Annotated in this window: 27 protein-coding genes; 21 read left to right on the forward strand and 6 right to left on the reverse strand. The window is 69.2% G+C overall.

What is annotated here, in order from left to right; all coding sequences use genetic code 11:
* Positions 1-14: 14 nt before the first annotated feature.
* Genes DIZ26_RS13515 through DIZ26_RS13525 form a run of 3 tightly spaced genes read left to right on the forward strand, consistent with a single transcriptional unit; the run spans position 15 to position 2,930 of the window.
* The gene (locus DIZ26_RS13515; protein WP_232828319.1) at positions 15-1,151 is read left to right on the forward strand and encodes an ABC transporter ATP-binding protein; all 1,137 of its coding nucleotides are present in this window, start codon (positions 15-17) and stop codon (positions 1,149-1,151) included.
* Positions 1,152-1,178: 27 nt separating this feature from the next.
* Positions 1,179-2,039, forward strand: coding sequence for an ABC transporter permease (locus DIZ26_RS13520; protein ID WP_112240965.1), 861 nt, complete (start codon positions 1,179-1,181; stop codon positions 2,037-2,039).
* A gap of 9 nt (positions 2,040-2,048) precedes the next feature.
* A complete protein-coding gene (locus tag DIZ26_RS13525) occupies positions 2,049-2,930 on the forward strand; it encodes a putative RNA methyltransferase (RefSeq protein WP_112240967.1) in 882 nt (293 codons plus the stop codon).
* A gap of 60 nt (positions 2,931-2,990) precedes the next feature.
* Here DIZ26_RS13525 and DIZ26_RS13530 read toward each other — a convergent pair whose 3' ends face one another.
* The gene (locus DIZ26_RS13530) at positions 2,991-3,656 is read right to left on the reverse strand and encodes an FMN-dependent NADH-azoreductase (protein WP_112240969.1); all 666 of its coding nucleotides are present in this window, start codon (positions 3,654-3,656) and stop codon (positions 2,991-2,993) included.
* A gap of 124 nt (positions 3,657-3,780) precedes the next feature.
* On the opposite strand from DIZ26_RS13530, the gene DIZ26_RS13535 reads away from it, so the two are divergent.
* Positions 3,781-4,311, forward strand: a complete 531-nt coding sequence (locus tag DIZ26_RS13535; RefSeq protein WP_112240971.1) for a MarR family winged helix-turn-helix transcriptional regulator — start codon at positions 3,781-3,783, stop codon at positions 4,309-4,311.
* Positions 4,312-4,341: 30 nt separating this feature from the next.
* Here DIZ26_RS13535 and DIZ26_RS13540 read toward each other — a convergent pair whose 3' ends face one another.
* Both DIZ26_RS13540 and DIZ26_RS13545 read right to left on the reverse strand, forming a co-directional pair.
* Positions 4,342-4,995: a response regulator transcription factor gene (locus DIZ26_RS13540; protein ID WP_112241186.1), complete on the reverse strand. Its 654-nt coding sequence runs from the start codon at positions 4,993-4,995 to the stop codon at positions 4,342-4,344.
* A complete protein-coding gene (locus DIZ26_RS13545) occupies positions 4,992-6,263 on the reverse strand; it encodes a sensor histidine kinase (protein ID WP_112240973.1) in 1,272 nt (423 codons plus the stop codon). Before DIZ26_RS13545 ends, DIZ26_RS13540 begins: the two co-directional genes overlap by 4 nt.
* 377 nt (positions 6,264-6,640) lie before the next feature.
* Between DIZ26_RS13545 and DIZ26_RS13550 the strand changes: the two genes are divergently transcribed.
* The 13 genes from DIZ26_RS13550 (at position 6,641) to DIZ26_RS13610 (ending at position 17,821) form a co-directional block, all read left to right on the forward strand.
* The gene (locus DIZ26_RS13550; RefSeq protein ID WP_112240975.1) at positions 6,641-7,666 is read left to right on the forward strand and encodes an ABC transporter substrate-binding protein; all 1,026 of its coding nucleotides are present in this window, start codon (positions 6,641-6,643) and stop codon (positions 7,664-7,666) included.
* 1 nt (position 7,667) lies between these two features.
* The gene (locus DIZ26_RS13555; RefSeq protein WP_112240977.1) at positions 7,668-8,483 is read left to right on the forward strand and encodes an ABC transporter ATP-binding protein; all 816 of its coding nucleotides are present in this window, start codon (positions 7,668-7,670) and stop codon (positions 8,481-8,483) included.
* Positions 8,480-9,259, forward strand: a complete 780-nt coding sequence (locus tag DIZ26_RS13560) for an ABC transporter permease (protein WP_112240979.1) — start codon at positions 8,480-8,482, stop codon at positions 9,257-9,259. The genes DIZ26_RS13555 and DIZ26_RS13560 overlap by 4 nt, the downstream gene beginning before the upstream one ends.
* Positions 9,256-10,344 carry an Ldh family oxidoreductase gene (locus DIZ26_RS13565; RefSeq protein ID WP_112240981.1) on the forward strand — a complete coding sequence of 363 codons (1,089 nt, stop codon included), beginning with the start codon at positions 9,256-9,258 and terminating at the stop codon, positions 10,342-10,344. Before DIZ26_RS13560 ends, DIZ26_RS13565 begins: the two co-directional genes overlap by 4 nt.
* The gene (locus DIZ26_RS13570) at positions 10,344-10,739 is read left to right on the forward strand and encodes a RidA family protein (RefSeq protein WP_112240983.1); all 396 of its coding nucleotides are present in this window, start codon (positions 10,344-10,346) and stop codon (positions 10,737-10,739) included. The genes DIZ26_RS13565 and DIZ26_RS13570 overlap by 1 nt, the downstream gene beginning before the upstream one ends.
* Positions 10,740-10,781: 42 nt before the next feature.
* Entirely contained in the window at positions 10,782-11,636 is an 855-nt protein-coding gene (locus tag DIZ26_RS13575) for a fumarylacetoacetate hydrolase family protein (RefSeq protein WP_112240986.1), read from the forward strand.
* Positions 11,633-12,337 carry a GntR family transcriptional regulator gene (locus DIZ26_RS13580; RefSeq protein ID WP_112240988.1) on the forward strand — a complete coding sequence of 235 codons (705 nt, stop codon included), beginning with the start codon at positions 11,633-11,635 and terminating at the stop codon, positions 12,335-12,337. The genes DIZ26_RS13575 and DIZ26_RS13580 overlap by 4 nt, the downstream gene beginning before the upstream one ends.
* Positions 12,334-13,056 (forward strand): SDR family NAD(P)-dependent oxidoreductase, encoded by a 723-nt coding sequence (locus DIZ26_RS13585; RefSeq protein WP_112240990.1) that lies wholly within the window; start codon positions 12,334-12,336, stop codon positions 13,054-13,056. The genes DIZ26_RS13580 and DIZ26_RS13585 overlap by 4 nt, the downstream gene beginning before the upstream one ends.
* A gap of 11 nt (positions 13,057-13,067) precedes the next feature.
* Positions 13,068-14,675 (forward strand): FAD-dependent monooxygenase, encoded by a 1,608-nt coding sequence (locus tag DIZ26_RS13590; RefSeq protein WP_112240992.1) that lies wholly within the window; start codon positions 13,068-13,070, stop codon positions 14,673-14,675.
* Entirely contained in the window at positions 14,675-15,067 is a 393-nt protein-coding gene (locus DIZ26_RS13595; RefSeq protein ID WP_112240994.1) for a cupin domain-containing protein, read from the forward strand. The genes DIZ26_RS13590 and DIZ26_RS13595 overlap by 1 nt, the downstream gene beginning before the upstream one ends.
* Positions 15,051-15,977 (forward strand): amidohydrolase family protein, encoded by a 927-nt coding sequence (locus DIZ26_RS13600; protein ID WP_232828320.1) that lies wholly within the window; start codon positions 15,051-15,053, stop codon positions 15,975-15,977. Before DIZ26_RS13595 ends, DIZ26_RS13600 begins: the two co-directional genes overlap by 17 nt.
* 79 nt (positions 15,978-16,056) lie before the next feature.
* Positions 16,057-17,022, forward strand: a complete 966-nt coding sequence (locus DIZ26_RS13605) for a quinone oxidoreductase family protein (RefSeq protein WP_112240998.1) — start codon at positions 16,057-16,059, stop codon at positions 17,020-17,022.
* Positions 17,023-17,128: 106 nt separating this feature from the next.
* A complete protein-coding gene (locus DIZ26_RS13610) occupies positions 17,129-17,821 on the forward strand; it encodes a GntR family transcriptional regulator (RefSeq protein WP_112240999.1) in 693 nt (230 codons plus the stop codon).
* 100 nt (positions 17,822-17,921) lie between these two features.
* Here DIZ26_RS13610 and DIZ26_RS13615 read toward each other — a convergent pair whose 3' ends face one another.
* From DIZ26_RS13615 to DIZ26_RS13625, 3 genes are read right to left on the reverse strand one after another with little or no spacing between them, the layout of a single operon-like run.
* Positions 17,922-18,386 (reverse strand): PPOX class F420-dependent oxidoreductase, encoded by a 465-nt coding sequence (locus tag DIZ26_RS13615; RefSeq protein ID WP_112241000.1) that lies wholly within the window; start codon positions 18,384-18,386, stop codon positions 17,922-17,924.
* 19 nt (positions 18,387-18,405) lie between these two features.
* A complete protein-coding gene (locus tag DIZ26_RS13620) occupies positions 18,406-18,783 on the reverse strand; it encodes a hypothetical protein (RefSeq protein ID WP_112241001.1) in 378 nt (125 codons plus the stop codon).
* Positions 18,784-18,793: 10 nt separating this feature from the next.
* On the reverse strand, positions 18,794-19,357 hold the full coding sequence (locus tag DIZ26_RS13625) for a TetR/AcrR family transcriptional regulator (protein ID WP_112241003.1): 564 nt from the start codon (positions 19,355-19,357) through the stop codon (positions 18,794-18,796).
* Positions 19,358-19,449: 92 nt separating this feature from the next.
* On the opposite strand from DIZ26_RS13625, the gene DIZ26_RS13630 reads away from it, so the two are divergent.
* The 4 genes from DIZ26_RS13630 to DIZ26_RS13645 all read left to right on the forward strand — a co-directional run bounded on the left by DIZ26_RS13630 (position 19,450) and on the right by DIZ26_RS13645 (position 23,955).
* Positions 19,450-20,469, forward strand: a complete 1,020-nt coding sequence (locus tag DIZ26_RS13630) for an aldo/keto reductase (protein ID WP_112241005.1) — start codon at positions 19,450-19,452, stop codon at positions 20,467-20,469.
* A gap of 2 nt (positions 20,470-20,471) precedes the next feature.
* A complete protein-coding gene (locus DIZ26_RS13635; RefSeq protein WP_112241007.1) occupies positions 20,472-21,332 on the forward strand; it encodes an LLM class flavin-dependent oxidoreductase in 861 nt (286 codons plus the stop codon).
* Between the two features lie 107 nt (positions 21,333-21,439).
* Complete coding sequence (locus DIZ26_RS13640; RefSeq protein WP_232828321.1) at positions 21,440-22,330, forward strand: hypothetical protein; 891 nt, start codon at positions 21,440-21,442, stop codon at positions 22,328-22,330.
* Positions 22,330-23,955, forward strand: coding sequence for a DNA polymerase Y family protein (locus DIZ26_RS13645; protein ID WP_198676070.1), 1,626 nt, complete (start codon positions 22,330-22,332; stop codon positions 23,953-23,955). The genes DIZ26_RS13640 and DIZ26_RS13645 overlap by 1 nt, the downstream gene beginning before the upstream one ends.
* The last annotated feature ends 23 nt before the right edge of the window (positions 23,956-23,978 follow it).

Consider the following 23,978-nt stretch of genomic DNA (forward strand, 5'->3'; position numbering starts at 1 on the left):
GGAGCGCTGACCAGGTGACCACCGAACCAACCTCAGCGCACCCGGCCAAGCCTGCCGACCCGGCGGCGGTTGAGCACGGCGAAACCCAGCCGGCAGCGAAGGCCCCGGCCATTGGTGCCGGCGAAACCCAGCCGGCAGCCAAGGCCCCGGCCATTGGTGCCGGCGAAACCCAGTCGGCAGCCAAGGCCCCGGCCATTGCTGCCGGCGGGTGGAGTGGGAGCGGCGCGCCGATTGTCACCGCGGGGCTGACGAAGCGGTTCCGGAGTGGGCAGGTGGCGGTCGACGCCATCGATCTGGAGGTTCCGGCCGGCAGCATCTTCGGGTTCCTCGGGCCGAACGGGTCCGGGAAGACGACCACGATCCGAATGCTGCTCGGGCTGATCGCGCCCACCTCGGGCTCGGTCGAGCTGCTCGGCGAGCCGATGCCGAAGGCGCAGTTGTCGGTCCTTCCCCGAGTCGGGGCGCTGGTCGAAGGACCGGCCTTCTACCCGTTCTGGACCGGCCAGGCCAACCTGCTGCGCTTCGACGCCGCGGACCGGACCGCCGACCCGAGGACCCGCAAAGCCCGGGCCGGCCACGCGCTCGAGCGGGTCGGCCTGTCCAATGCGGCCGGCAAGAAGGTCCGCAACTACTCGCTCGGGATGCGCCAGCGACTCGCGATCGCCGTCGCTCTGATGCAGCCGCGCGACCTGCTCGTGCTCGACGAGCCGACCAATGGTCTCGATCCCCAGGGCACCCGCGAGGTGCGCTCGCTGATCCGCGAACTCGCCAACGACGGCACCACGATCTTCACCTCGACCCACCTGCTGGCCGAGGTCGAGCAGCTCTGCACCCACGCGGCAGTGATGAGCCGCGGCCGGTTGCTCCGGCAATCCACGATGACCGAACTACGCTCGGAACTCCGCCCCCGCCTGGTCGTCCGTACGCCGGATCTCCAGCAGGCCGAACGAACCCTGACCGGCCTGGGCGTCACCGACGTCAAGCGGACCGACGAGTTCGTCGACGGAGATCCGGGCGAGTTGCCGATCGACAAGCTCGCCGCGGCCCTGGTCGCCGCCGACGTCCGGATCCACGGCTTCGGGATCGAACGACCGAGCCTCGAAGACGCCTTCGTGGCCCTGACCGGAGAAGGTTTCGATGTCGCCGAATGAACGGCAATCCGCGGGGGATGAGAGCTGATGGCGGCTGAGGTGGTGGAGCGGACGCCGGTGGCACGGCCCAGTGCGGGGCGGCACACCGTGGCGTTGTTCGCGTCGGAGTTGCATCTGGTCTTCGGCCGGGCCCGGACGTGGGTGCTGCTCGCCGTACTGGCCGCTGTTCCGATCCTGATCGGGGTGGCGATCAAGTTGTCCGGATCATCCGGCGACGCCGAAGGGTTCCTCGGCCAGGTCGCCGGCAACGGATTCTTCCTGGTCGTTGCCAGTCTGGCCTTGTCGTTGCCGTTCTTCCTCCCGACCGCGGTCACGGTGATCTCGGGGGAGTCGCTGGCGGGCGAAGCCAGCCTCGGCACGCTGCGCAACCTGATCACCGCGCCGGCCGGTCGATCCCGCTTGCTCGCGGCGAAGATGGTCGCGCTGGCCCTGTTCTGCCTGGCGGCGACCATGACGATCTGGGTGTCCGGCCTGATCGTAGGCATCGTGCTCTTCCCCGTCGGCGATGTCGTGCTGTTGTCCGGTACGACGGTGTCGCTGGCCGACGGATTGTTCCGCGCCCTCGGTATCGCCCTGCTGATCGCGACCTCGTTGCTCGGGCTGGCCGGTATCGGTCTGTTCGTGTCCTCGCTGACCTCGACGCCGTTGGCCGCGATGGCAGCCACCTTCTGCGCGTTCATCGTGTTCGGCATCCTCGGCGCGATCCCGCAGATCCACGTGATCCACCCGTGGCTGTTGATGTACGGCTGGACCTCGTTCGCCGACCTGCTCCGGGATCCGCCGTACTGGCATGAGATCGGGCGCAATCTGCTGATGCAGGGCGCGTACCTGGCGGTCTTCTACGCCGCGGCCTGGGCGCGCCTCACCAGCCGGGACGTCAACGGCTAACCTCCTGGTGTGCGCCCGGACCTCGTTTCTCTGTTGCGATGCCCGGTCTGCGCCGACGCCCTGGCCCTGACCGCCCGTACTGCGAGTTGTCTGCGCGGCCACGCCTTCGACCTGGCCAAGCAGGGCTACCTCAACTTGTTGCCCTCCGCATCGACCGGGATCGAGGGCGACAGCGCCGCGATGGTCGATGCCCGCGCCGCCTTCCTGGCCGGCGGCCACTACGCCCCGATCCGCGACGCGCTGATCGCCCACACCCCACCGGAAGCCACCCGCTTCGCCGAAGTAGGAGCCGGTACGGCGTACTACCTCGCCGGCGTCATCGCCGAGCCTCGCCCAGCGGAGCCCGGACCGTCGGAAGACGGTGCAGCCGGGGAACGGGCGCCTGGGGAGCGGGTGGGGATCGCGTTGGACGTGTCGCGGTACGCCGCGCGGCGGGCGGCCAAGGTGGACGAGCGGATCGGGTCCGTGGTGTGTGACGCGTGGAAGGAGCTGCCGCTGCGGGACGGGGTCGCCGATGTTGTGCTCGACGTGTTCGCGCCGCGCAATGCGCCCGAGATGCGGCGGGTGCTCGCCCCGGGTGGAACGCTGCTGGTGGTCACGCCCAACCAGGCGCACCTGACCGAGCTGATCGCAGTACTCGGGATGGTCCGGGTCGACGAGGACAAGGACCGCCGCCTGCGCGTTTCGCTGGCATCAGACTTCGTTGAGACGGCTGCGACGGGCATCGAGGTCGGGATGCGGCTCGATCACCGGTCGGTTCAGCGGTTGGTCGCGATGACGCCGAGTGCTCGGCACCTGCGGCCGGAGGAGCTGGCGGAGCGGATCGCCGTACTGGCTGATCCGGTGGAGGTCACGTTGTCGGTGACGCTGTCGGTCTGGCAGGCGAGCTGATCCCGGGCGGGTGCCGACTCGAGTACGGCGCCCAGCGGGACCAGCCCTGGTCAGCTCAGGTCAGGCCGCGGCACCGGTGACCGAGCGGGCGACCAGGGCGGCGTGCTTCTCGGCCTCGACGTGAGCTTCTTCCTCGGAGACCTTGGCGGCGTCGATCAGCGGCTCCATGCCCGGCGTGACCGAGGCGAGCGTCAGTTCGGCGACGGCCTTGCGGATGCTCATGTTGAACACCTCGCCGAAGATGCGTTCCAGGTACGGCGTCGCGTGGTCCCAGCCGTGCTTCGGCGTACCGGGGCTGTAGCCGCCGCCGCGGGCCAGGGTGAAGATGACCGGCTTGTCCCGCAGGACCTCGCCGGCCAGGAGTTCGCGGTCGGTCATCAGCAGGTCCAGCCACGTCTTCACATGCTGGGAGATGCCGTAGTTGTACAGCGGGACGGCCAGCAGGACCGCGTCCGCGTTCCGGATCTCCTGGCTGAGTTCGGCGGCCAGTGCCCGGGCGGCCGCGAGGTCGGCGCGGGTCGCGTCGGCGTCCGGGGCGAAGCCCAGGTCCGCGCTGATCACGGCGGGCCAGGCGTCACCTGGCAGCGGGTGCCGGCCGAGGTCACGCCGTACGACGACGCCGTCAGGGTGCTCGGCCTTCCAGGTGGCCTCGGCGCTGTCGGCGAGGGCCCGGCTGACGGATCCGTCGACCCGGATGCTGGCGTCGATGCGAAGCAGGGTGGTCATGTCTTGCTCTCCAGAAAGTTGTCGGGACTGACTCGAATGAGCTGTCCTGAAGATAGTCTGTGGAGCAGAACATATTCAAGTCAGATCGTATTCCGGGTGGCGTAGACCACGTAGACTGACTTTCGTGACCAGCTCATCGCCGCCGACGGACGTCCGGGCCCGCCAGGTCCGCGGGACGTCGGTCGAAGCCGACCTCGGCTGGGCGCTCGGCGTGGTCTTCCGGCGGTATGCGAAGCGCTCCGCCCAGGCGCTGGACGACGTACCGGGTGGCCCGCGCGGTTACCAGGTGCTCGCCACCGCGGTCGGGTCAGGGCCGAAGCGCCAGCTCGATCTGGCTGCCCAGCTCGATGTTGACCGCACGGTGATGACGTATCTGCTCGACGACCTGGAGAAGGCCGGTCTGGTCGAGCGGCAGCCCGATCCGACGGATCGCAGGGCACGGCTGATCGTGGCGACCGAGCAGGGTCGCGAAGCGCTCTGCGATCTCGAACGCCGCCTCGGCCAGGCCGAGGAAGAAGTCCTCGGCAGTCTGGGAGAGGGCGAGCGGACGGTGTTCCGGACGCTGCTCCAGCGCCTCGCGGTGACAGCGGACGCCGTCGACCCGCTGCACAACGCGTGCGCGCTCGCTGAAGAGGGCCTGACCACAGAGCCCTGAAAGCTCTGGTGCAGCCGAACCCTGAAGCCTCTAGTGCAGCGACACGAAGCCTGACTCGTACGCCAGGATGACCGCCTGAGTGCGATCGCGAGCCCCCAGCTTGGCCAGCGTGTTCGCCACATGCGTCTTGATCGTCTGTACGCCGAGGATCAGTTCGGCCGCGATCTCCGCGTTGGACAACCCCTTCGCCATCAACCGCAGCACTTCCTGCTCGCGCTCGGTCAACTGATAACGCTCGAGTCCGGTCGGATGCTGGGTGGAGACGTGGGCCAGAGCCAGTGCCCGGATCGCTTCCGGGAACAGCAGGGACTCGCTGCTCGCGACGGTCCGGATCGCCGCGATGATGTCGTCCGGGGGAGTCCGCTTCAGCAGGAAGCCGGATGCGCCGGCGCGCAGCGCGTCGTACACGTAGTCGTCGTTCTCGAAGGTGGTGACGACCAGCACGCGCGGAGCCGGGTCGACGCCTTCGAGCAGCAGCCGGGTGGCCTGGATGCCGTCGACGGCGGGCATCCGCACGTCCATCAGGACGACGTGCGGCCGGGTCCGGCGGACGACCGCGAGAACCTCGGCGCCGTCACCGGCCTCGCCGACGACGGTCAGGTCCGGTTCCGCGTCGATGATCGCGCGCAGTCCGCTCCGGATCAGCGGCTCGTCGTCCACTACGACCACCGAGACGTCGTTCACGGTCTTCCCTTCGTCGTCACGGCGACCGGCAGCGTGACCGCCAGCCGCCACTGGTCCCGCACCAGGCCCGCCTCGACGGAGCCACGCAGTACGGCGACCCTTTCACGGATACCGGCCAACCCGGTGCCGCCACCGGCGCGGGCCGGCTGGCTCGAGGCGGCGGCCGTGACCGGGTTGGTCAGTTCGAGCCGCAGCCCGTTGGTGCCGAGGTTGATCGACAACGCCACCTCCAGCTGGTCCGCCGGCCGTCCGGCGTGCCGGATCGCGTTGGTGAGGCCCTCCTGCACGATCCGATAGGCCTCCCGGGACACGGCAGCGGGAAGTTCCTCCAGTCGCCCCTCCCGCTGGACCGCCACGCTGATGCCGCCCGCCCGAGTCGACTCGACCAGCCGGGTGATGTCGCCGAGGGTCGCCTGCGGAGCCTTCTCCGCGCCCGGCCGGCGGTCCTCGCGCAGCAGCCCGAGGACATGGTCGAGGTCGGCCAGTGCCGCCCGGGCCGAGGTCTCCATCGCCGCGAGGGCGTTCTCGGCGAAGGCGGGATCGGTGGCCAGCACGCGGCGGGCGGCCGCTGCCTGGATCGTGACGAGACTGAGGGCGTGGCCGACGCTGTCGTGCAGCTCGCGGGCCAATCGGTTGCGCTCGGCAAGGGTCGCGGTCTGTCGCTCGAGCAGTTCGATCCGCTCGGCTGGAGTCGGGCCGAGGACGCGTGGGGCGGCGTACGCGAGCAGGGCGCCGATTGCCGAGGACAGCAACAACAGCGCGAGGATCGCGACGACGGCGGCGAGCGGCATCCAGTAGTCGGTCCAGCGGGCGTGCACCGTGTAATCGATGCCGGGGATCAGTTCGTGCGACCCCCGCGACTGCAACGGTGCCGCGAGCAGGACCGCGCCCAGGCCGAAGACGATCGTGCTGAGAACACCGACGAAGCCGCCCGCCACCAGGTGCAGGCAGAACCAGGTGGTGGTCCGGCGTCGCTGCGGCCACGTCCGGGCCGGGCCGAGCGGCCGTTCCTCGAAGTGCACCCCGAGCAGCGACTCGACCGCGATGCCCTCCACCTCGCGGACGGCGGGCAGCAGGCCCAGCACCACCGGCGGGACGACGATGACGAGCACCACGACCACGCCGATCAGTACGGCGGGCAGGCGCAGCTCGTTGAGCAGGGAGATCAGTGCGCTGTCGACCAGGATGAAGGCGAGCACCAGCGCGGCGCCGAGCAACAGGTAGACCCAGCGCAGGTAGGTCGACCCCCGGACCAGCACGTTCGCCACCCGGCCATCTTCCCAAACGCCGCCCCGGCCCGAATCCCTCTGCCGGGTGACACGGTGACCGGGCGGGGGAGCTGGTCAGAGAGCGGTCTCATGACCCAGATCACAAAAGCAGCGGGTTTACACAAATTTGTCGTCGATCGGACACGAACAGGCAGATCGGACGTCGCGATCTGCTGTCCGGGCGGGTACGGTCTGTGGTCGGGGCGGGATGCCCGTCCGGGTTCGGACAGGTATGGGGAACGGCTCCAGGACGGGCGGCAATCGGGCTCCAGGGGTGCCGGAACGGTGACGTAAAGACACTGTGAAGTCCCCAGCGGCCGATTGACCACCCTTCCATATTTGATGTTTGATCAAATATCGGAGAGGAGAAGTCCAGGATGAGGTTCAGGCGCTCTGCCGCCGCCATTGTGGCGGTACTCGCACTAGCTCTGGTCAGTGCGTGCAACAACGACAAAGCGGGCCAGAACGGGGACGAATCACTTCAGAAAATCACCTATCTGACGTCTTTCAACACTTTCGGCCGCGAGGCCTATGCGTATGTCGCCCTGGAGAAGGGCTATTTCAAGGACGCCGGCTTCGACGTCACCATCAAGCCGGGCAGTGGCACGGTCGACGTGCTGAAACTGGTCGCCGGTGGCCAGGCGGACTACGGGATCGGCGACTTCACCGCGATCCTGATCACGATGGGCAAGCAGAAGATGCCGGTCACCACGGTCGGCATGATCCACCAGCGCTCGATGGCGGCGATCGTCGCGCTCAAGGGCGGCAGCATCAACACTCCGCAGGACCTGGCCGGCAAGAAGATCGGCGACCAGCCGGGCTCCACCAACACGGTGATGTTCCCGCTCTACGCCAAGGCAGCCGGGATCAAGGGCTGGGAGACCACCAAGTTCGTCCCGTCGCCGCCGCCCGCCCTGCCGCAGTTGCTGGCGGCCGGCACGGTCGACGGGATCGGCCAGTTCGTCGTCGGTGTGCCGACGGTCGAGAAGGCGGACCCGAAGCATCGCCAGGCCGTCGTCCTGCCGTACGGCGACAAGCTGCCGGACCTCTACGGCAACGCGATCATCACCCGCTCCGACCTGGCCAAGGACCATCCGGACCAGGTGAAGAAGTTCACCAGCGCGTTGCTGAAGGGTCTGCAGGACACCATCAACGACCCCGAGGGTGCGGCGAAGATCCTGCAGAAGTACGACCCCAAGCGCACGGTCGACGGCTCCGTCGCGGAGCTCAACCTGATGAAGCCCTACGTCAAGCCGGACGGCTTCACCGGTGAGCTCGGCGAGGCCGACGGCGAGCGGGTGGAGAGGATCCTCAAGGCCCTGGAAAACGCGGGGGAGATCAAGCCGGCCGGTTCACTGAACCCGGCCGACGTGGTCGACCGCGATCTGGCACCGAAGGGCTGACATGATCCGGCTGGACGGCGTAGGACAGGTCTTCGAGGGCCGTGGCGGCAGCATCCAGGCCGTCGACGGGATCGACCTGCACGTCCAGGAGAACGAGTTCGTCACGTTGATCGGCCGGTCCGGGTGTGGCAAGTCCACCCTGCTCCGGCTGATCGCGGGACTACTGCCGCCGACGTACGGCGCGATCGAGGTGGCCGGCGAACCGGTCACCGGGCCGCGCCGGGACGTCTCGTTCATGTTCCAGCGACCCGCCTTGCTGCCCTGGCGCTCGGTACTGTCGAACGTCTTGCTGCCGGTCGAGATCTCCGGTGGAAAAGACAAGAGCAAGGACAAGGCGGCGTACCGCGAGCGGGCACACGAATTGCTCGAGCTGGTAGGGCTGACCGGGTTCGAGCGCCGGCTCCCGCACGAACTGTCCGGGGGGATGCAGCAGCGGGTGTCGTTGTGCCGCTCGCTGATCCGTGACCCCAAGGTGATGCTGATGGACGAGCCGTTCTCGGCGCTCGACGCGCTGACCAGGACGGAGCTGTCCGAGGAGCTGCAGCGGATCCAGATGGAACTGGCCACGACGATCGTGTTCGTCACCCACTCGATCGAGGAAGCCGTGCTGCTCGCGGACCGGGTGGTCGTGCTGAGTCCGCGGCCCGGCCGCCTGCGCGAGATCGTCGAGATCGACATCCCGCGGCCGCGCAGCCTCGGGCAGAACGCGCACCTGACCGAGGTGGCGCAGATCAGCGGCCGCTTGCACGGTCTGCTGTCCGAGAAGTCCCCGCTGCCGGAGCAGGAGCAGGACTCACTGTCCGAGGGGCGGCGATGACGAAGAGGTCCTGGCTGACCAGCTCGCGGTCGGCGGCGATCCTTCTGCCGGTGCTTGGCCTGTTCGCCGCGCTCGGGCTGTGGTGGCTGGCCGTCATCGTGTTCTCGATCGAGCCCTTCCTGCTGCCGACGCCGGGCGACGTGGTGACCACGTTCTTCGACCAGCCGGGCTACCTGCTTCAGCAGACCGGTGTCTCGTTCCTGGAGACGGTCGGGGGGTTCCTGCTGTCGATCGTGACCGGGCTGCCGATCGCGTTCCTGATCGTGCGCTCGGTGATCGTGGAGCGGCTGCTCTATCCGCTGCTGCTGGCGGTGAACTCGATCCCGAAGATCGCGGTCGCGCCGCTGCTGGTGGTCTGGATGGGCTTCGGGTCCTGGCCGAAGGCCGTGATGGTGCTGCTGGTCTGCTTCTTCCCGATCGTGATCTCGACCGCGAGCGGGATGAAGTCCACCCCGGCCGAGCTGGTCGAACTGCTCCGCTCGCTGGACGCGACCAAGTCCCAGGAGTTCTTCCGGTTGCGCTTCGTCCACGCGCTGCCGCAGATCTTCACCGGCCTGAAGGTGGCCATCTCGCTGGCCGTGATCGGCTCGGTGATCGCCGAGTTCGTCGGCGCCACCGGCGGGCTCGGCTACGTGATCCAGAGTTCCGGTTCGAGTGCCGACACCGCGCTGGCGTTCGCCGGGATCACCTTGCTGAGCATCATGAGCATCGTCTTGTTCTACGGCCTCGTCCTACTGGAGCACTACCTACTGCCTTGGGCGCGGGAGAACCGGTGACTACCCAGGCTTCTGACTCGGACCGGCGCGTGCTCGTGCGGCCTGCTTGGCTGGAGGCGACCGTCTCGGCCGTCTTCACCGCGCTCGGCTTCGAACCCACCGACTCGGCGAACATCGCCGCCGCCCTGGTCGAGGCCGACCTGCGCGGGGTCAGCTCGCACGGCGTGATGCTGGTGCCGATGTACGTCGAACGCCTGAACGCGGGCGGCGTCACCCGCGAGCACGTTCTCGACATCGTCCACGACGCGGGTGCGGCGATGGTCGTCGACGCCCGCGGCGGAATGGGTCAGCTGTCCAGCCCGCACGCGATGAACCATGCGATCGAACGGTCCGGGCGCTACGGGATCGGGCTCGTCTCGGTCCGCAACGCGCATCACTTCGGTGCGGCCAGCCGGTGGGCGATGCAGGCCGCGCGGGCCGGCCGGCTGGGGATCGCGATGTCGAACACCACCCCGCTGATGCCGGCTCCGGGCGGAGCCGAGCGGATCGTCGGCAACAACCCGCTCGCGATCGCGGTGCCGACCGACGCCGGGCCGGAGATCGTGCTGGACATGGCCCTGTCGGCCGTTGCCCTGGGCAAGATCCGGCTGGCGGAGTCGGCCGGCCGGCCGATCCCGGACACCTGGGCGACGGACCCGTCCGGCGTACCGACCACGGATCCGCAGGCCGCGGTGCTCGGGATGCTGTTGCCGGCGGCCGGGCACAAGGGGTTCGGGCTGGCGCTGATGATCGACGTCCTGACCGGCGTGCTCAGTGGTGGCGGCTGGGGCGACCAGGTCCGGCCGCTCTATCGCGAGCCGGCCCGGCCGAACGACTGCGCGCATCTGTTCCTCGCGATCGACCCGGAGTTGCTGGGTGGGATCGAGGGCTTCAAACGGCGCTCGTCGGCGCTGGCGGCCCGGGTCCGGGGGAGCGCCACCGCGCCCGGCGTCGACCGGCTCTACCTGCCCGGCGAGATCGAGGCCGAGCGCGCCGAGTACCAGCGGCGCAACGGCGTACTGATCGAGAAGTCGGGGCTGGACGGGTTGCTCGCGACCGCGCATGCGGTCGGCGCCGTCGTACCGGCTGGAGGAGTGCTGCGCTGATGGGCAAGAAACAACTGACCAGTACTGCGTTGCACGCGCCGAACGGGGTGTTCTCGCAGGCGACCACGATCGAGGCGACCGGGCGGCTGGTGTTCGTCTCCGGGATGACCGCGCGCCGGCCCGACGGCAGCGTCGCCGGCGTCGGCGACATCTCCGAGCAGACCCGGCAGGTCTGCGAGAACGTGCAGGCCGCGGTCCGCGAGGCCGGTGGGACGCTCGACGACGTGTGCCGGGTCGACGTGTACGTCCGCAACATGGAGGACTTCGCGAAGATCCATGTGGTCCGCGCGCAGTACTTCAGCGAACCGTTGCCTGCGTCAACGATGGTCGAGGTCAGCAAACTGGCGCATCCCGACTACCTGATCGAGATCAGCGCGATCGCGGTGATTCCGTGACCGGAGTGGGTGATCGCGTGCGCGGCGTCGAGTGGGTCTGAGATGCGCTTCGTGACGGTGGACCACGCCGGGCGCGAGCAGCCCGGCGTACTGGACGGCGACGACGTCGTCCTGTTGCCTCATGCCGACCTGGTGGCGGTGATCGAGGCCGGTATGCCCTTGGATCTCGAGGGTTTGCCGAGGGTCGCGCTGGCCGAGGTCACGTTGCTCGCGCCGCTACGGCGGTTCCGGCGCGACATCCTCTGTACGGGCTGGAACTACTGGGACCACTTCGAGGAGAGCAAGGGCAAGCGCGACGGTCAGGACGTCGACCGGCCGGAGCATCCCACCTTCTTCACCAAGGGACCGGACGTGGTCATCGGCCCGTACGACGACATAGCGTACGACCCGGCGATCTCGGCCAAGTGGGACTACGAGGCCGAGCTCGCACTTGTCATCGGCAAGACCGGCCGGAGCATCCCGGTCGCGGAGGCGCTCGACCACGTCTGGGGTTACACGCTGGCCAACGACATCTCGCAGCGCGACCTGCAACGCGCTCACGGCGGCCAATGGCTGAAGGGCAAGAGCATCGACCGGACGATGCCGCTCGGGCCGTGGATCGTGACCGCCGACGAGCTCGGCGATCCGCAGGACGTCCACCTTCAGTGTCTGCTCAACGGCGAGGTCATGCAGGACGCCTCGACCAAGCAGATGGCGTACGACGTGGCGACGCTGGTCAGCGAGTTGTCCTTCGGGATGACGCTGCGGCCCGGCGATCTGCTGCTCACCGGTACGCCGGCCGGGATCGGCAACGCCCGCGAGCCACAGGTGTTCCTGAAAGCGGGCGACGAGGTGATCACGCGCTCCGACAAGCTCGGCGAGCTGCGGAACACCCTTGTCTACCAGGAGCTCTCATGAACAACTCGCTGGAGTTGTTGCCCGGCGGTGGCCGAGGTGGCCGTCGTACGTTGGCCGAGACCGCCGCGGCCGAGCTGCACCAGTTGATCCTGTCCGGCGAGCTTCCCAGCGGTACGCCGTTGCGCCTGGTCGAGCTGGCGAATCGGCTGGAGATGAGCCAGATGCCGGTGCGCGAAGGCCTGCGCCGGCTGGAAGCGCTCGGGCTGGTCGACATCATTCCGCATCGGGGCGCCTGGGTCCGTGAGCTGTCGCTGGAGGACCTGCGCGACACCCATGAGACCCGGCTCGCGCTGGAGAGTCTCGCCGTACGGGCAGCGGCCGAGCATTTCGGCGCGGACGACCAGCGGCAGGCCACGGTCGCTCTGGCCGATCACCTGCGGTTGTCGCACAGCGAGGACTCGATCGGGGCTCGCCAGGCACATGCGGACTTCCATTTCGCGCTCTACCGGGCCGGTGGGTCGCAGTGGCTGGCCCGGGCGATCGAGCCGGTCTGGCAGAACAGCGAACGGTACCGATTCAGCAGCCGGCAGACCGCTGCGCAGATCGAGCGGAACCGCGAAGAGCACCAGGCAATTCTCGACGCCTGTGTCGCCCACGACCCGGACGCGGCCGAGAAAGCGTTGCGGGCACACCTGGACGGCGCCGTGCAGCGGATCACCGAGACGATGACCTCCCGGCACCAGGACAAGGGGTCGTCGTGAAGGTGAGCTTCGACGCGACCGGCGAGGTCGTGATCGTCACGGGTGGCGCTCGGGGTATCGGTGCCGCACTGGCAGCGGCGGTCGTCTCGTGCGGCGGGACGGCGGTCGTCTTCGACATCACGGCGCCGGAGAACCAGGCGGTCGAGTACGTCGAGGTGGACGTCGCCGATCGCGCGGCGGTGACCGCGGCTGTCGATGGGGTGATCGAGCGGCACGGCCGGATCGATGGGCTGGTCGCGGGCGCCGCCGTCCAGCCCCGGTCCGCCGTGGTCGACCTCGACCCCGACGAGTGGACCCGGACGCTGCAGGTGAACCTGGACGGCGTGGTGTGGGTCTGCCAGGCGGTGGTCCCGCACCTGATCGAGCGCCGGGCGGGCTCGGTGATCGTGTTCACCTCGGGGATGGCCGCCACCGGGTACCCGGGCGCCGCGGCGTACGCGTCCAGCAAGGCCGCGCTGGTCGCCTTCGCCAAGACGCTGGCCGCCGAAGTGGCCGAGCACCGGGTGCGCGTGAACGTGATCGCGCCAGGCGTGATCGACACGGACCAGTTCCGTACTGCGAACCTCGGTGCCGACCGCGAGCACTGGCGCGACACCATAGGGATCGGCGACCCCGAGGACGTGGTCGGCCCGTTGTTGTTCCTGCTGTCCGACGCGGCGGCGATGACCGGCTCCCAGCTGACCCGGGAACGGGCCTTCGCCCGGCTCGAAGAGTTCTAGGAGATCCCCGAGTGACCTCAGCACAGTCCCAGCTGCCCGTTGCCGTCGTCGGCGCGGGTCCGATCGGCCTGACCACCGCGCTCGGCCTCGCCCACTACGGCGTGCCGTTCGTGTTGCTGGAGGAGGACGCCGTGCTGTCCTCCGACACCAAGGCCGGTACGACGCTGACCCGGACGCTGGAGATCTGGAACCGCTACGGCTGCGTCGACGAGATCCTCGCGGCCGCGCTACGGATTGACGAGATCGGCGACATCGACCGCGCCACCAACACGCCGCGCGCCTCGGTCCAGCTCGCCGAACTGGTCAACGACACGCAGTTCCCGTTCGTGATCAACCTGCCGCAGCAGACGATGGAGCCGATCCTGGCCGCGGCGCTGGAGCGCGCGGGCGGTTCGGTGCTGACCTCGCACAAGCTTGAATCGTTCGAGCTCGTCGACGACCACGTCGTACTACGGCTTGCCACGCCCGACGGACCGCGCGAGCTGCTCGCCTCGCACCTGCTCGCCTGCGACGGCGGGCGGTCGAAGGTGCGGGACGCCCTCGGCGCGACCGTCTCCGGCGAGACACTGCCCGAGCGGTACATGCTGATCGACGTCGTGGTCGACCTGGACGTCACCAACGCGCGCGACTATCCGTACCTGGCGTACTTCGCGGACCGGTCGGAGTGGATGGTGCTGATCCGGCAGCCGGAGTGCTGGCGGTTCCTGTTCCCGCTGGGCGAAGGGATGGAGCCGCCGGGCGACGAGGACCTGCTGGTGAAGGTGAAGCAGTTCATCGGCGAGGTGGACAAGATCGAACTGCTCGGCACCGTCGTCTACAACGTCCATCACCGCGTGGCCGATCACTGGTCCGCTGAGCGTCGGGTCTTCCTCATGGGCGACGCCGCACACCTGATCACCCCCATGTGGGCGCTGGGCCTCAACACCGGAGCTCTGGACGCGTCCAACCTCCCCTGGCGACTTGCCTGGGTACTGCGAGGCTGGGCTTCGCCGGAGCTCCTCGACGGCTACGAGCAGGAGCAGCGACCGGTAGCGATCAACGGCTCCGGTGAGATGGCCGAGGCGGCTCGCAAGTACATGTCGCACCAGCGGGGTGCGGTGACGTCTGCCGGGAGTGACTGGGCCACCGCTTATACGCGGACGCTGCTCGGAGTACGGCTGGATGTGGACGGTGAAGGCGACTGGTCGATGGTGATGACCAGTGCTGAACCACCGGCTGTCCGGGCCGGTGACCGCGCTCCTGACCTCGCACTGCACGGCCCACTCGGGCGGGAGACGATCCACGGGTTGTGCCGGGATTCCTTTGTGGCCTTGTACTTCACCGACGTCCGGCGCCGACCGGAGATCCCCGTGAACGACTCGCCGGCGCTCCGGCACTTCGCGATCTCCCGCTGGGACGCTCCGCTCGACTCCGGATTGCGCGACCGCTCCCTGTTCGACCCGGGCAGCATCGCGACCAGTCGGTACGGCGTACCGGCGGACACCGTCGTACTGGTTCGCCCTGACGGGCACATCGCGGCGGTGACCCCGATGCGTCCCGGTGTCGCCGAAGAGCTTTACAGTGGAATCACCGGCCGCCCAGTACCGAGTTTTCCCGTGAGCACTGGGGAGGACGGCTGATGAGCAGCTTCGACGAGCAGTTCCACGAGATCCTGTTGCAGACGGACGACCTGGAGTGGGTGGACAAGTCCCTGGCCGGGCTGTCCCACAAGATGCTGTGGCGGGACGAGAAGACCGAAGCCTCGATCGCGCTGGTGCGCTTCGAGAAGGGCAGCGGCATCCCGTCGGCTCACCGGCACGCGTCGAACCAGTTCATGTTCTGCCTGTCCGGGCGGTACGTGTACCTGCCGACCGGGACCACGCTGACCAAGGGCAGCTTCTACTGGAACCCGAAGGGCGTCACCCACGGCCCGACGCTGGCAGAGGAGACCTCTGTCCTGCTGGAGATGTACGACGGCCCGCACTACCCCGAGCGTCCGTCCTTCTACGACAACGATGCGGACGCCCGCTGACATGGCCGGCTGGGACGTCCACACGCACCTGATCCCGCCGACGGTGCTGGCGGCGGTCGGGAGCTTCGGGCTGGCCGTCGACAGCGACCACTTGGTTGTCGACGGCAACGAACGGCTGCCGCTCCGCAAGCTCGGCGATCCCGCAGCACTGCTTTCGTGGGTCGACGAGCAACAGTTGGACGGCGCTGTGGTGTCCGTGCCGCCTGCGCTGTTCCGCTATGAGCTGGGCGTCGAGTGGGCCACGTTACTCAACGAAGGACTGCGCGAGTTGGCTGCACCTCGCCTGCGGGTGCTCGGCCACCTTCCACTCCATGACCCGGCCGCTGCTGAAGTTGCTTCGTCGCTGGCGGCCGAGGGAGTCTTCAGCGGCTTCGCCCTCGGTACTGCGGGCTTCGCCGGACTGGACGAGGTGTGGCAGGTGCTGGACGCACTGGAGGCGTTCACCTTGATCCACCCGGGCCACAGCCCGGATGAGCGATTGGCTGCCCATTATCTGTCGAACCTGCTCGGAAACCCTTATGAAACAGGGCTTGCAGCGGCTGAGCTGGTGTTCACTGACGTTCCCGGGAGATTCCCTGGGATCCGGTTCTGTCTCTGCCACGGTGGGGGAGTGACGGCAGCTCTGGCCGGCCGCTGGCAACGCGGCATCGACACGGCTCGGCCGGGCATCCAGCCGCCGTCGTTGTCCGTCGCGGATGCGTTGCGACAGTTCTATGTCGACGACCTGGTGCACGATCCCGCGGTCCTGACGTTGCTGCAGGCGACCTTCGGTGCGGACCGGGTGCTGGCCGGCAGCGACTGGCCGTTCCCGATGGGCAGCGATCAAGTCGATTCCGGGCGGGCACAGGCGAGCGAACTGCTGACCAGACCGCTCGGTGGCGCGGCCGGCCAGGGGGTGGCCGAAGGATGAGAAGGACTTTTCGTCCGGGCCGAGATGTGATCAGATATCAAATCGTAAGCGGGGGCACCGGCATGAGTGGGGTGGGTGGATGAGCGCACGGAACGGCATCGTGCTGCGCAGCTACGGGCCCGGCCAGCAGTTGAAGGCCGAGGAGATCGAGCTGGTGGCGGGACCGGGGGAAGCCCTGGTCGAGATGCGGGTGGCGGCTGTCACCCAACTGGACCGGACCGTGCTGGCCGGCAAGCTGCCCCAGCAGTTGAAGACGCCGTTCGTCCCTGGCTCAGAGGGTGCGGGCGTCGTGCTGAGTTCGGACAGGTATCCGGCCGGCACCGAAGTGGTGATCCGTGGTGGCGGCGTCGGAGTCTCCCTGCCGGGCACCTGGGGACAACTGGCCGTAGTACCGGATGGTTCGCTGCATCCGTTGCCGGCCGGCCTCGACCCGGCTGCCGCAGTGGCGATGCTGGCGCCTGCGTTGACCGCGCATACCGCAGTACGGCGAGTTGGTGCTGTGGTGGCGGGAGAGACCGTCGTGGTGACCGGTGCGACGGGGCTGGTGGGCCGGTTGTGTACTGCGGTTGCCAGGGCGGCCGGTGCCGCCAAGGTGATCGGCCTGGCGCGCGCGGGAGAGTCTGTCGACGTACTGTCCGGGTTGGTGGACCAGATCGTCCGCGTGGACGAGCTGGGCCAGGTGGGACGCGAGCTGCAGTGGTGCGACGCGGCGATCGACACTGTGGGCGGTCCCGTCACCAGTGGCGTGATGAGCCACATCACCCCGGGCGGGCGGGTCGTAGTACTGGGCTACACAGCAGGGGAGTTCGCCACTCTCGACCTGCACCAGCTGATCGGTCGCGACCTGCGGGTACTGCCGGTGAACATGCAGCGCACATCCATCGAGCCGGGAACGGTTGCGCAGGTGCTCGCTGACATCGCGCCGGCCGCAGTACAGCCCGACGTCGTACTGATGCCTGCAAGGGATGCCGAGGATGCACTGGACCTCCTAGGCGCTGCTACTGCCGACCGGCGGGTGCTGCTCGACCTCAGTGGGCTGCAGTGATCACGGCGCGGGCAAACTGTTGTCGGAGTGCACGTGAATGCCAACTCCCAGCTACGGTTACCTCGCAGACGTGAGTGCCGTGCAGGAGAGAGGTAACCCGTACCCCATGACCCGACGACTCGAGCTCACGCCCGGGGGACCGAGCGGCCGTCGTACGCTGGCGGAAGAAGCCGCCGCCGAGTTGCACGAGCTCATCCTGTCCGGCGAGCTGCCCAGCGGTACGGCGTTGCGCCTCGAGGAGCTGGCCAAGCGGCTGGACATGAGCCAGATGCCGATCCGCGAAGGGCTGCGCCGGATGCAGGCGCTCGGGCTGGTCGAGATCGTGCCGCACAAGGGCGCCTGGGTTCGCGAACTGTCGATGGAGGACCTGCGCGACACCCACCAGACCCGGCTCGCCCTGGAGAGCCTCGCCGTACGGGCTGCCGCGACCAGGTTCGCCGACTCCGATGCCGCGTTGGCGCGGGCTGCGCTGGCCGAGCACGTCCGGCTGTCGAAGGCGGGTGACATCATCGCCTCGCGGCAGGCGCACACCGAGTTCCACTTCGCGATCTACCGGGCCGGTGGGTCGCGCTGGCTGCCGCGGGCGATCGAGCCCGTGTGGCAGAACAGCGAGCGCTACCGGTTCGGCTCACGGCAGACCAAGGCCCGGATCGAGCAGACCCGGCGGGAGCACCAGGCGATCCTGGACGCCTGCCTGGCCCACGACGAGGCCGGCGCCGAAGCCGCCCTGCGCGAACACCTCGAAGGCGCGATGCAGCGCATCACCGAGACGATGGAACGCCGCTACAAGAAGGACTGACCCGCTGTAGACCGCCCACCGAGCTGAGGGTCAGCCGGCGTCGCACCGTACGACGTGGGTCGGCGTCACGTCGTACGGCGTGGTGTTCGTCGTCAGTGGCTCAGTCCGCGAGGTGGGCGGGGAAGCCGCCGGTGGCGACCGGGCCCCAGCGTTGCGGGGTGATGCGGATCAGGCACTTGCCCTGCTTGCGCATCGCCTCGCGGTACTCGTCCCAGTCCGGGTGCTCGCCGGAGATCGACCGGAAGTAGTCGACCAGCGGCTCGACCGCGTCGGGCAACTCGATCACCTCGCCGCTGCCGTCGATCTGGACCCACGGCCCGTTCCAGTCGTCGGACAGCACGACCACGGCGGTCTGCGGATCGCGCTTCACGTTCTTGCTCTTGGCCCGCTCGGGGTAGGACGAGATGACGATCCGGCCCTCGGCGTCGACCCCGCCGGAGACCGGGGAGACCTGCGGCGACCCGTCGGTACGCCGGGTGACCAGCAGCATGTGATGACGGGGCCGCACGAACTCGAGCAGCGCCTCGGTGTCGACCTTGGTGTTGGTGGCAATCGTTCTCGGCATACCGCCCACTCTCGCAGAATCAGAGAACCGGCGTCTCCTGCACACTCAGCCAGCGGACCCCGTTACGGCCGGCCGGATCCGCGGTCAGCACCGCGACGGTCCGCCGCAACGAGCCGACCGAGTGCCGCTCGAGGAACCGGCAGACCGCCACGTCGGCAGTCCGTACGACGACCTCGAACTCCTCGATCCCGATCGTCAACCCCGGTACGGCGTTGCGCGCGCCGGCCAGTCCGGTCAGCAGGCTGTCCAGGTCGAGCTTGACCCCGTCGATCGCGACCAAGGTGAAGTCGGGCCGGTGCGCGGCGCGGAGCGTGTCGAGCAGCGCCGGCTCCGCCTCGCTCCCGAGCCAGCGCGCCAGGTCCTCGTGATGCTTCTCGACTTCCGCCAGCAACTCCATGCCGCTGAGCCTATTTGAGTCGCAGGCCGGTGATGAGGAGGTCGACCAGGCGACGGGCGTCGTAGTCGGGATTGTTCTCCGCGCCGATGCAGAGGTTCCCGACCCCGCGCATCAAGGTGATCGGCTGCAGGTCGTCGCGGATCTCGCCGGCCGCGACGGCGGCGTCCAGTAGTTGGCCGCAGACCGGTACGAGCCGGTCGAGGAAGTAGGCGTGCAGAGTCTGGAAGGCGGCGTTGTCGGACCGCAGCGCGCCGGCCAGGCCGTGCTTGGTGACCAGGAAATCGACGAAGAGATCGATCCACTGGGCCAGTGCGGCATGCGGCGAGGTGTTCGCGGCGAGCAGGGCCGGTCCGGCCTCGGCGCACGCCTCCACCTGGTGCCGGTAGACGGCGACGATCAGATCGGCCCGGGTCGGGAAGTGGCGGTAGATCGTGCCCACCCCGACGCCGGCCTTGGCCGCGATGTCCCGCACCGGCGCGTCGACCCCGGCAGCGACGAAGGTCGCGGCGGCCGCGTCGAGCAGGCTCAGCTCGTTGCGCTGGGCGTCGGCCCGCTTCCGCGGCTTCTCGGTCATGGCCCTCCTTGTTAAACGGAACAAGGTTCCGTATCGTAGTTAGCGGAACATCGTTCCGCTTATTCCAGAGTAGCGACTTCGAGGAGATTGTCATGCAGTACCGCACGCTCGGCCGGACCGGCGTCCAGGTCAGCACGCTCGCGCTCGGCGCGATGAACTTCGGCCCGATCGGCCGCACCGACCAGAACGAGGCGACCGCGATCGTCGACGCGGCCCTCGAGGCCGGGATCAACCTCGTCGACACCGCCGACATGTACGGCCAGGGCGAGTCGGAGGAGTTGGTCGGCAAAGCGATCGCCGGTCGCCGTGACGATCTCGTCCTGGCCACCAAGGCGACCCTGCCGATGGGGGAGGAGCGCAACCATCGCGGCAGCTCGCGCCGCTGGCTGGTCACCGAACTCGACAACAGTCTCCGTCGGCTTGGAGTCGACCACGTCGACCTCTATCAGATGCACCGGTGGGATCCGACGACGAGCGACGAAGAGACGCTGTCGGCCCTGACCGATCTGCAGCGGGCCGGAAAGATCCGGTACTTCGGGTCGTCCGGGTTCCCGGCGTACCGGATCGTGCAGGCGCAATGGGCGGCCCGGGAGCATCACCTGAGCCGCTACGTCACCGAGCAGCCCGGCTACTCGATCCTGCAGCGCGCCATCGAGTCCGACGTACTGCCGGTCACCGCGGAGTACGGACTCGGCGTGCTGGTGTGGAGCCCGCTGGCCTCGGGGTGGCTGTCCGGCGCGGTGCGGGCCGGCCAGGAGATCTCCACCAATCGGTCGGCCGCCCGGCCGGAGTGGTTCGATCTCAGCATCCCGTCGAACCAGGTCCGCCTGGATGCCGTCGAGCAACTGGTGAAGGTCGCCGAGGAGGCAGGCCTGACCCTGATCCAGCTCGCGCTCGGGTTCGTCACCGCGCACCCAGGCGTCACCAGTGCGATCATCGGTCCGCGCACGGTGGACCATCTGCACTCCCAGCTGGCCGCCGCGGACACCGTGCTGACCGCCGACGTCCTGGATGCGATCGACGCGATTGTTGCTCCGGGCATCGACCTCGCACCGGAGCAGAAGTTCTACACCCCGCCGGCCCTGCTCGACCCGTCGCTGCGCAGGCGGTGAGCATGCCGAGTTTCGGTATCATGACCGCGCCGATGCAGGTCGGCTACGACGACGTACTCCGGGTCTGGCGCGAGGCGGACGCGATCGAAGAGATCGAGCACTCCTGGCTGTTCGACCATCTCCTGCCGATCGGCGGCGATCCGGACGGACCGATACTGGAAGGCTGGACGTTGCTGTCCGCCCTGGCCGCACAGACCCAGCGGCTGCGCCTGGGGCTGCTGGTCACCAGCAACCGGTTCCGGCCGCCCGCGATGCTCGCCAAGATGGCCGCGACCGTCGACATCGTCTCCGGTGGACGCCTCGACTTCGGGATCGGCGTCGGCTCGCGTCCCGACCATCCGCTGGCCAGGCGTGAATACGCGGCGCATGGCCTGCCTTTTTATGAAGTGGCCGATGCGGTGGGGAGCTTCGCCGAGGCGTGCACGGTGATCCGGCGGCTGTGGACGGAGACGTCGCCGTTCGACTTCCAGGGCAACTACCTCGAGCTCACCGGGGCGTTCTGCAACCCCAAGCCCCTGCAGAGTCCTCATCCGCCGATCGTCATCGGTGGCCGCTCGGCCGCCGTACTGCGAATCGCCGCCGAGCACGCCGACGTCTGGAACATCCCCGGTGGCGACCTCGAGGACGCCGTACGCCGGAGTGCCCTGCTGGACCGGTACTGCGCGGAGATCGGCCGGGACCCTGCCTCGATCACCCGCTCGATCCATCTGGCGGTCTCCTATGACGACCCCGGTGCTACCCGGGAGGCGATCGTCGAGGCGGTCGGCGCGGGCTTCGAGCACGTCGTACTGGGCCTTCCGGCGCCCTATCCGGCCAAGGTTGCCCAGTGGGTCGCGGATGAACTCATCGCGTCGGTGAGGTAATCGAAGGACGGGCGCGATTGACAGCGATCGAACAGGTGTTCGAACATGGGGGAGTGACGGGGACACCTGCTGTTGAGCTGCCAGCGCGTCCGGCTGAGCCTAGCCGGGTGACCGCGCTCGATCAGGCACGGTCGCTGCTGGCGCGGGCCAAGGAGCAGAAGGCGGCCCGGCTCCGGGAGGCCGAGGAGGAGGCGGCCGCCGTGCGGACGGTGCCGGCGCCGCGGACCACCGAGACCCGGGTGCAACAGGCGCTGGACACCGCGACCGTCGAGCGGGCACTGCCCACGCTACCGGCCGTCTCCGAGCTTCTGTCCGGGTCGCTGAAGGGCGGTTCGGTGTACTCCGTGCGCGGGTCGACCGCGTTGGTGATGGCGATGATGGCCGGTCCGTCCGCGGAGGGCGCCTGGTGCGGGGTGGTCGGGCTGCCGTCGTTCGGGGCGGAGGCCGCCCGGGCGCTCGGGGTCGACCTGGAGCGGCTGGTGCTGGTGCCCGATCCGGAGCGGGACTGGCTCAGTGTGGTCGCGGCGCTGGTCGATGCCCTGACCGTGGTGGTGGTGAGGCCACCCGGTGTGGTGACGCCGGGGGAGGCGTCCCGATTGGCTGCCCGGCTGCGGACCCGGGGCGCGATGCTGATCGCGGTCGGGTCCTGGCCGGGAAGTGAAGCTCGACTAGAGGTTCAGGGCAATGTGTGGACCGGGCTGGGTGCGGGCGAGGGATACCTCGCGGGGCGGCAGGCGACCGTCGCGGTGACCAGCCGCGGAGCAGCTCGTCAGCACCAGCTCTGGCTCCCCGCCGTCGACGGCTCCATCCGCTCGGTGCGCCCGATCGACCTGGTGCAGCCCGGCGACCCGGGCCGCGCGGTCGAATCGGGCCGGGTGGTCGAGTCGGGCCGGGCCGTTGGCTCGGGCCGGCCGGGTGACTTGGGCCGGCCGTTGGACTCGGGCTGGCCGCTGGGCGCGGGGCAGCCGGGTGACGAGCGGTGGGAGGCGGTGGGGTGATGGCTGCTGCGCGGTCGCCGGTTGCGTCGGCGCAAGGGAGTCTGACCCGGACGATGGTGGTCTGGGTGCCGGACTGGCCGGTGACGGCGGCAGCCACGGCGGCCGGGCATTCCCCGGACGCGCCGGTCGCAGTACTGGCCAAGGGCAAGGTGCTGGCGGCTTCGGCTGCTGCCCGGGCCGAAGGGGTGCGGCAGGGGCTGAAGGCGCGGGATGCCCAGTCGCGGTGCCCCGAGCTGGTGGTGCTGAAGTACGACCCGGTGATCGACGCGCGGGCCTTCGATCCGGTGATCAGCTGTCTGGAGGCGCTGACTCCCGGCATCCAGGTGATCCGGCCGGGCATGTGTGCGCTGAAGGCCCGCGGCCCGACCCGGTTCTACGGGACCGAGCAGGCGGCGGCGGAGAAGCTGCTCGACCGGCTGGAGACCTTCGACGTACCGGGTGGGCGGGTCGGGGTCGCCGACGGGCCGTTCGCCGCCGAGCAGGCCGCCCGGTCGAGTTCGCCCCGAACCAGGGTGCTGGTGATCCCGCCCGGCGGCTCGGCGGAGTTCCTGGCGCCGATCACGGTCGACGCGCTCGGCCAGCCTGCTCTCACCGATCTGCTCCGGCGACTCGGGCTGCGCTCGCTCGGCGCGTTCGCGCAGCTTCCGGCGGCCGAAGTACTGACCAGGTTCGGGCCGGACGGCGCGTTCGCGCACCGGCTGGCCCGGGGAGCCGACGACCGCCCGGTGGTCGCCCGGCAGGTGCCGCCCGAGCTGGCCCGGACGCTGGACTTCGAGCCGGCGGTGGACCGGGTCGACCAGGTCGCGTTCGCGGTCCGCGGGGTCGCCGACGAGCTCATCGGCCGGCTGGCCGCGCTCGGCCTGGTCTGCACCACGCTGCGCGTCGAGGTCGGCACCGAGTCCGGCCGGATCCACGAGCGGGACTGGCTGCATCCGCGCTGGTTCAGCGCCACCGACCTGGTCGATCGGGTCCGCTGGCAGTTGCAGGGCAGCGGGACGGCGACCAGCGAGCTGACCTCGCCGGTGGTGCGGGTCCGGCTGATCCCGGAGGAGGCCGACCCGATCGGCAGTCATGTCGACGGCCTGTGGGGCGGCGGCCCCGACGAACGGATCCACCGCGCGCTGTCGCGGGTGCAGAGCATGCTCGGCCATGGAGCGGTCGTCTCGGTGGCACTCGGTGGCGGCCGCGGCTTCCTGGAGCGGCAGACCCTGATTCCGTGGGGCGATCGGCCGGTGCCCGCTTATCCAGCCGACGCGCCCTGGCCGGGCGTGGCGGTCTCTCCGCACCCGGAGCTGTGGCCGATGCCGGTGCCGACCACGGTCTATCCCGAACCGCTGCCTGCGCAGGTGTTCGACGCGGACGGGCAACTGGTCGCGGTGAGCGCCCGTGGTGCGTTGTCCGGTGACCCGGCCGGGTTCCGGTTCGCGCCCGGCGTACGAGTTGCCGAGGGCAACGAGTTTCACCAGGTGGTCGCCTGGGCAGGCCCCTGGCTCGCCGACGAACGCTGGTGGGACCCGGCCGCCGCCTCCCGCCAGGCCCGCTTCCAGTTCGTCGCCGCCGACGGCCGCGCCTGGCTCTTCACCCTCCGCCAAACCACCTGGCTGGCCGAAGCCGCCTACGACTGACCACCCTCGGGCGAACCCACAGC

This window comes from Kribbella monticola (genome assembly GCF_003261635.1).
Lineage (GTDB): Bacteria > Actinomycetota > Actinomycetes > Propionibacteriales > Kribbellaceae > Kribbella > Kribbella monticola.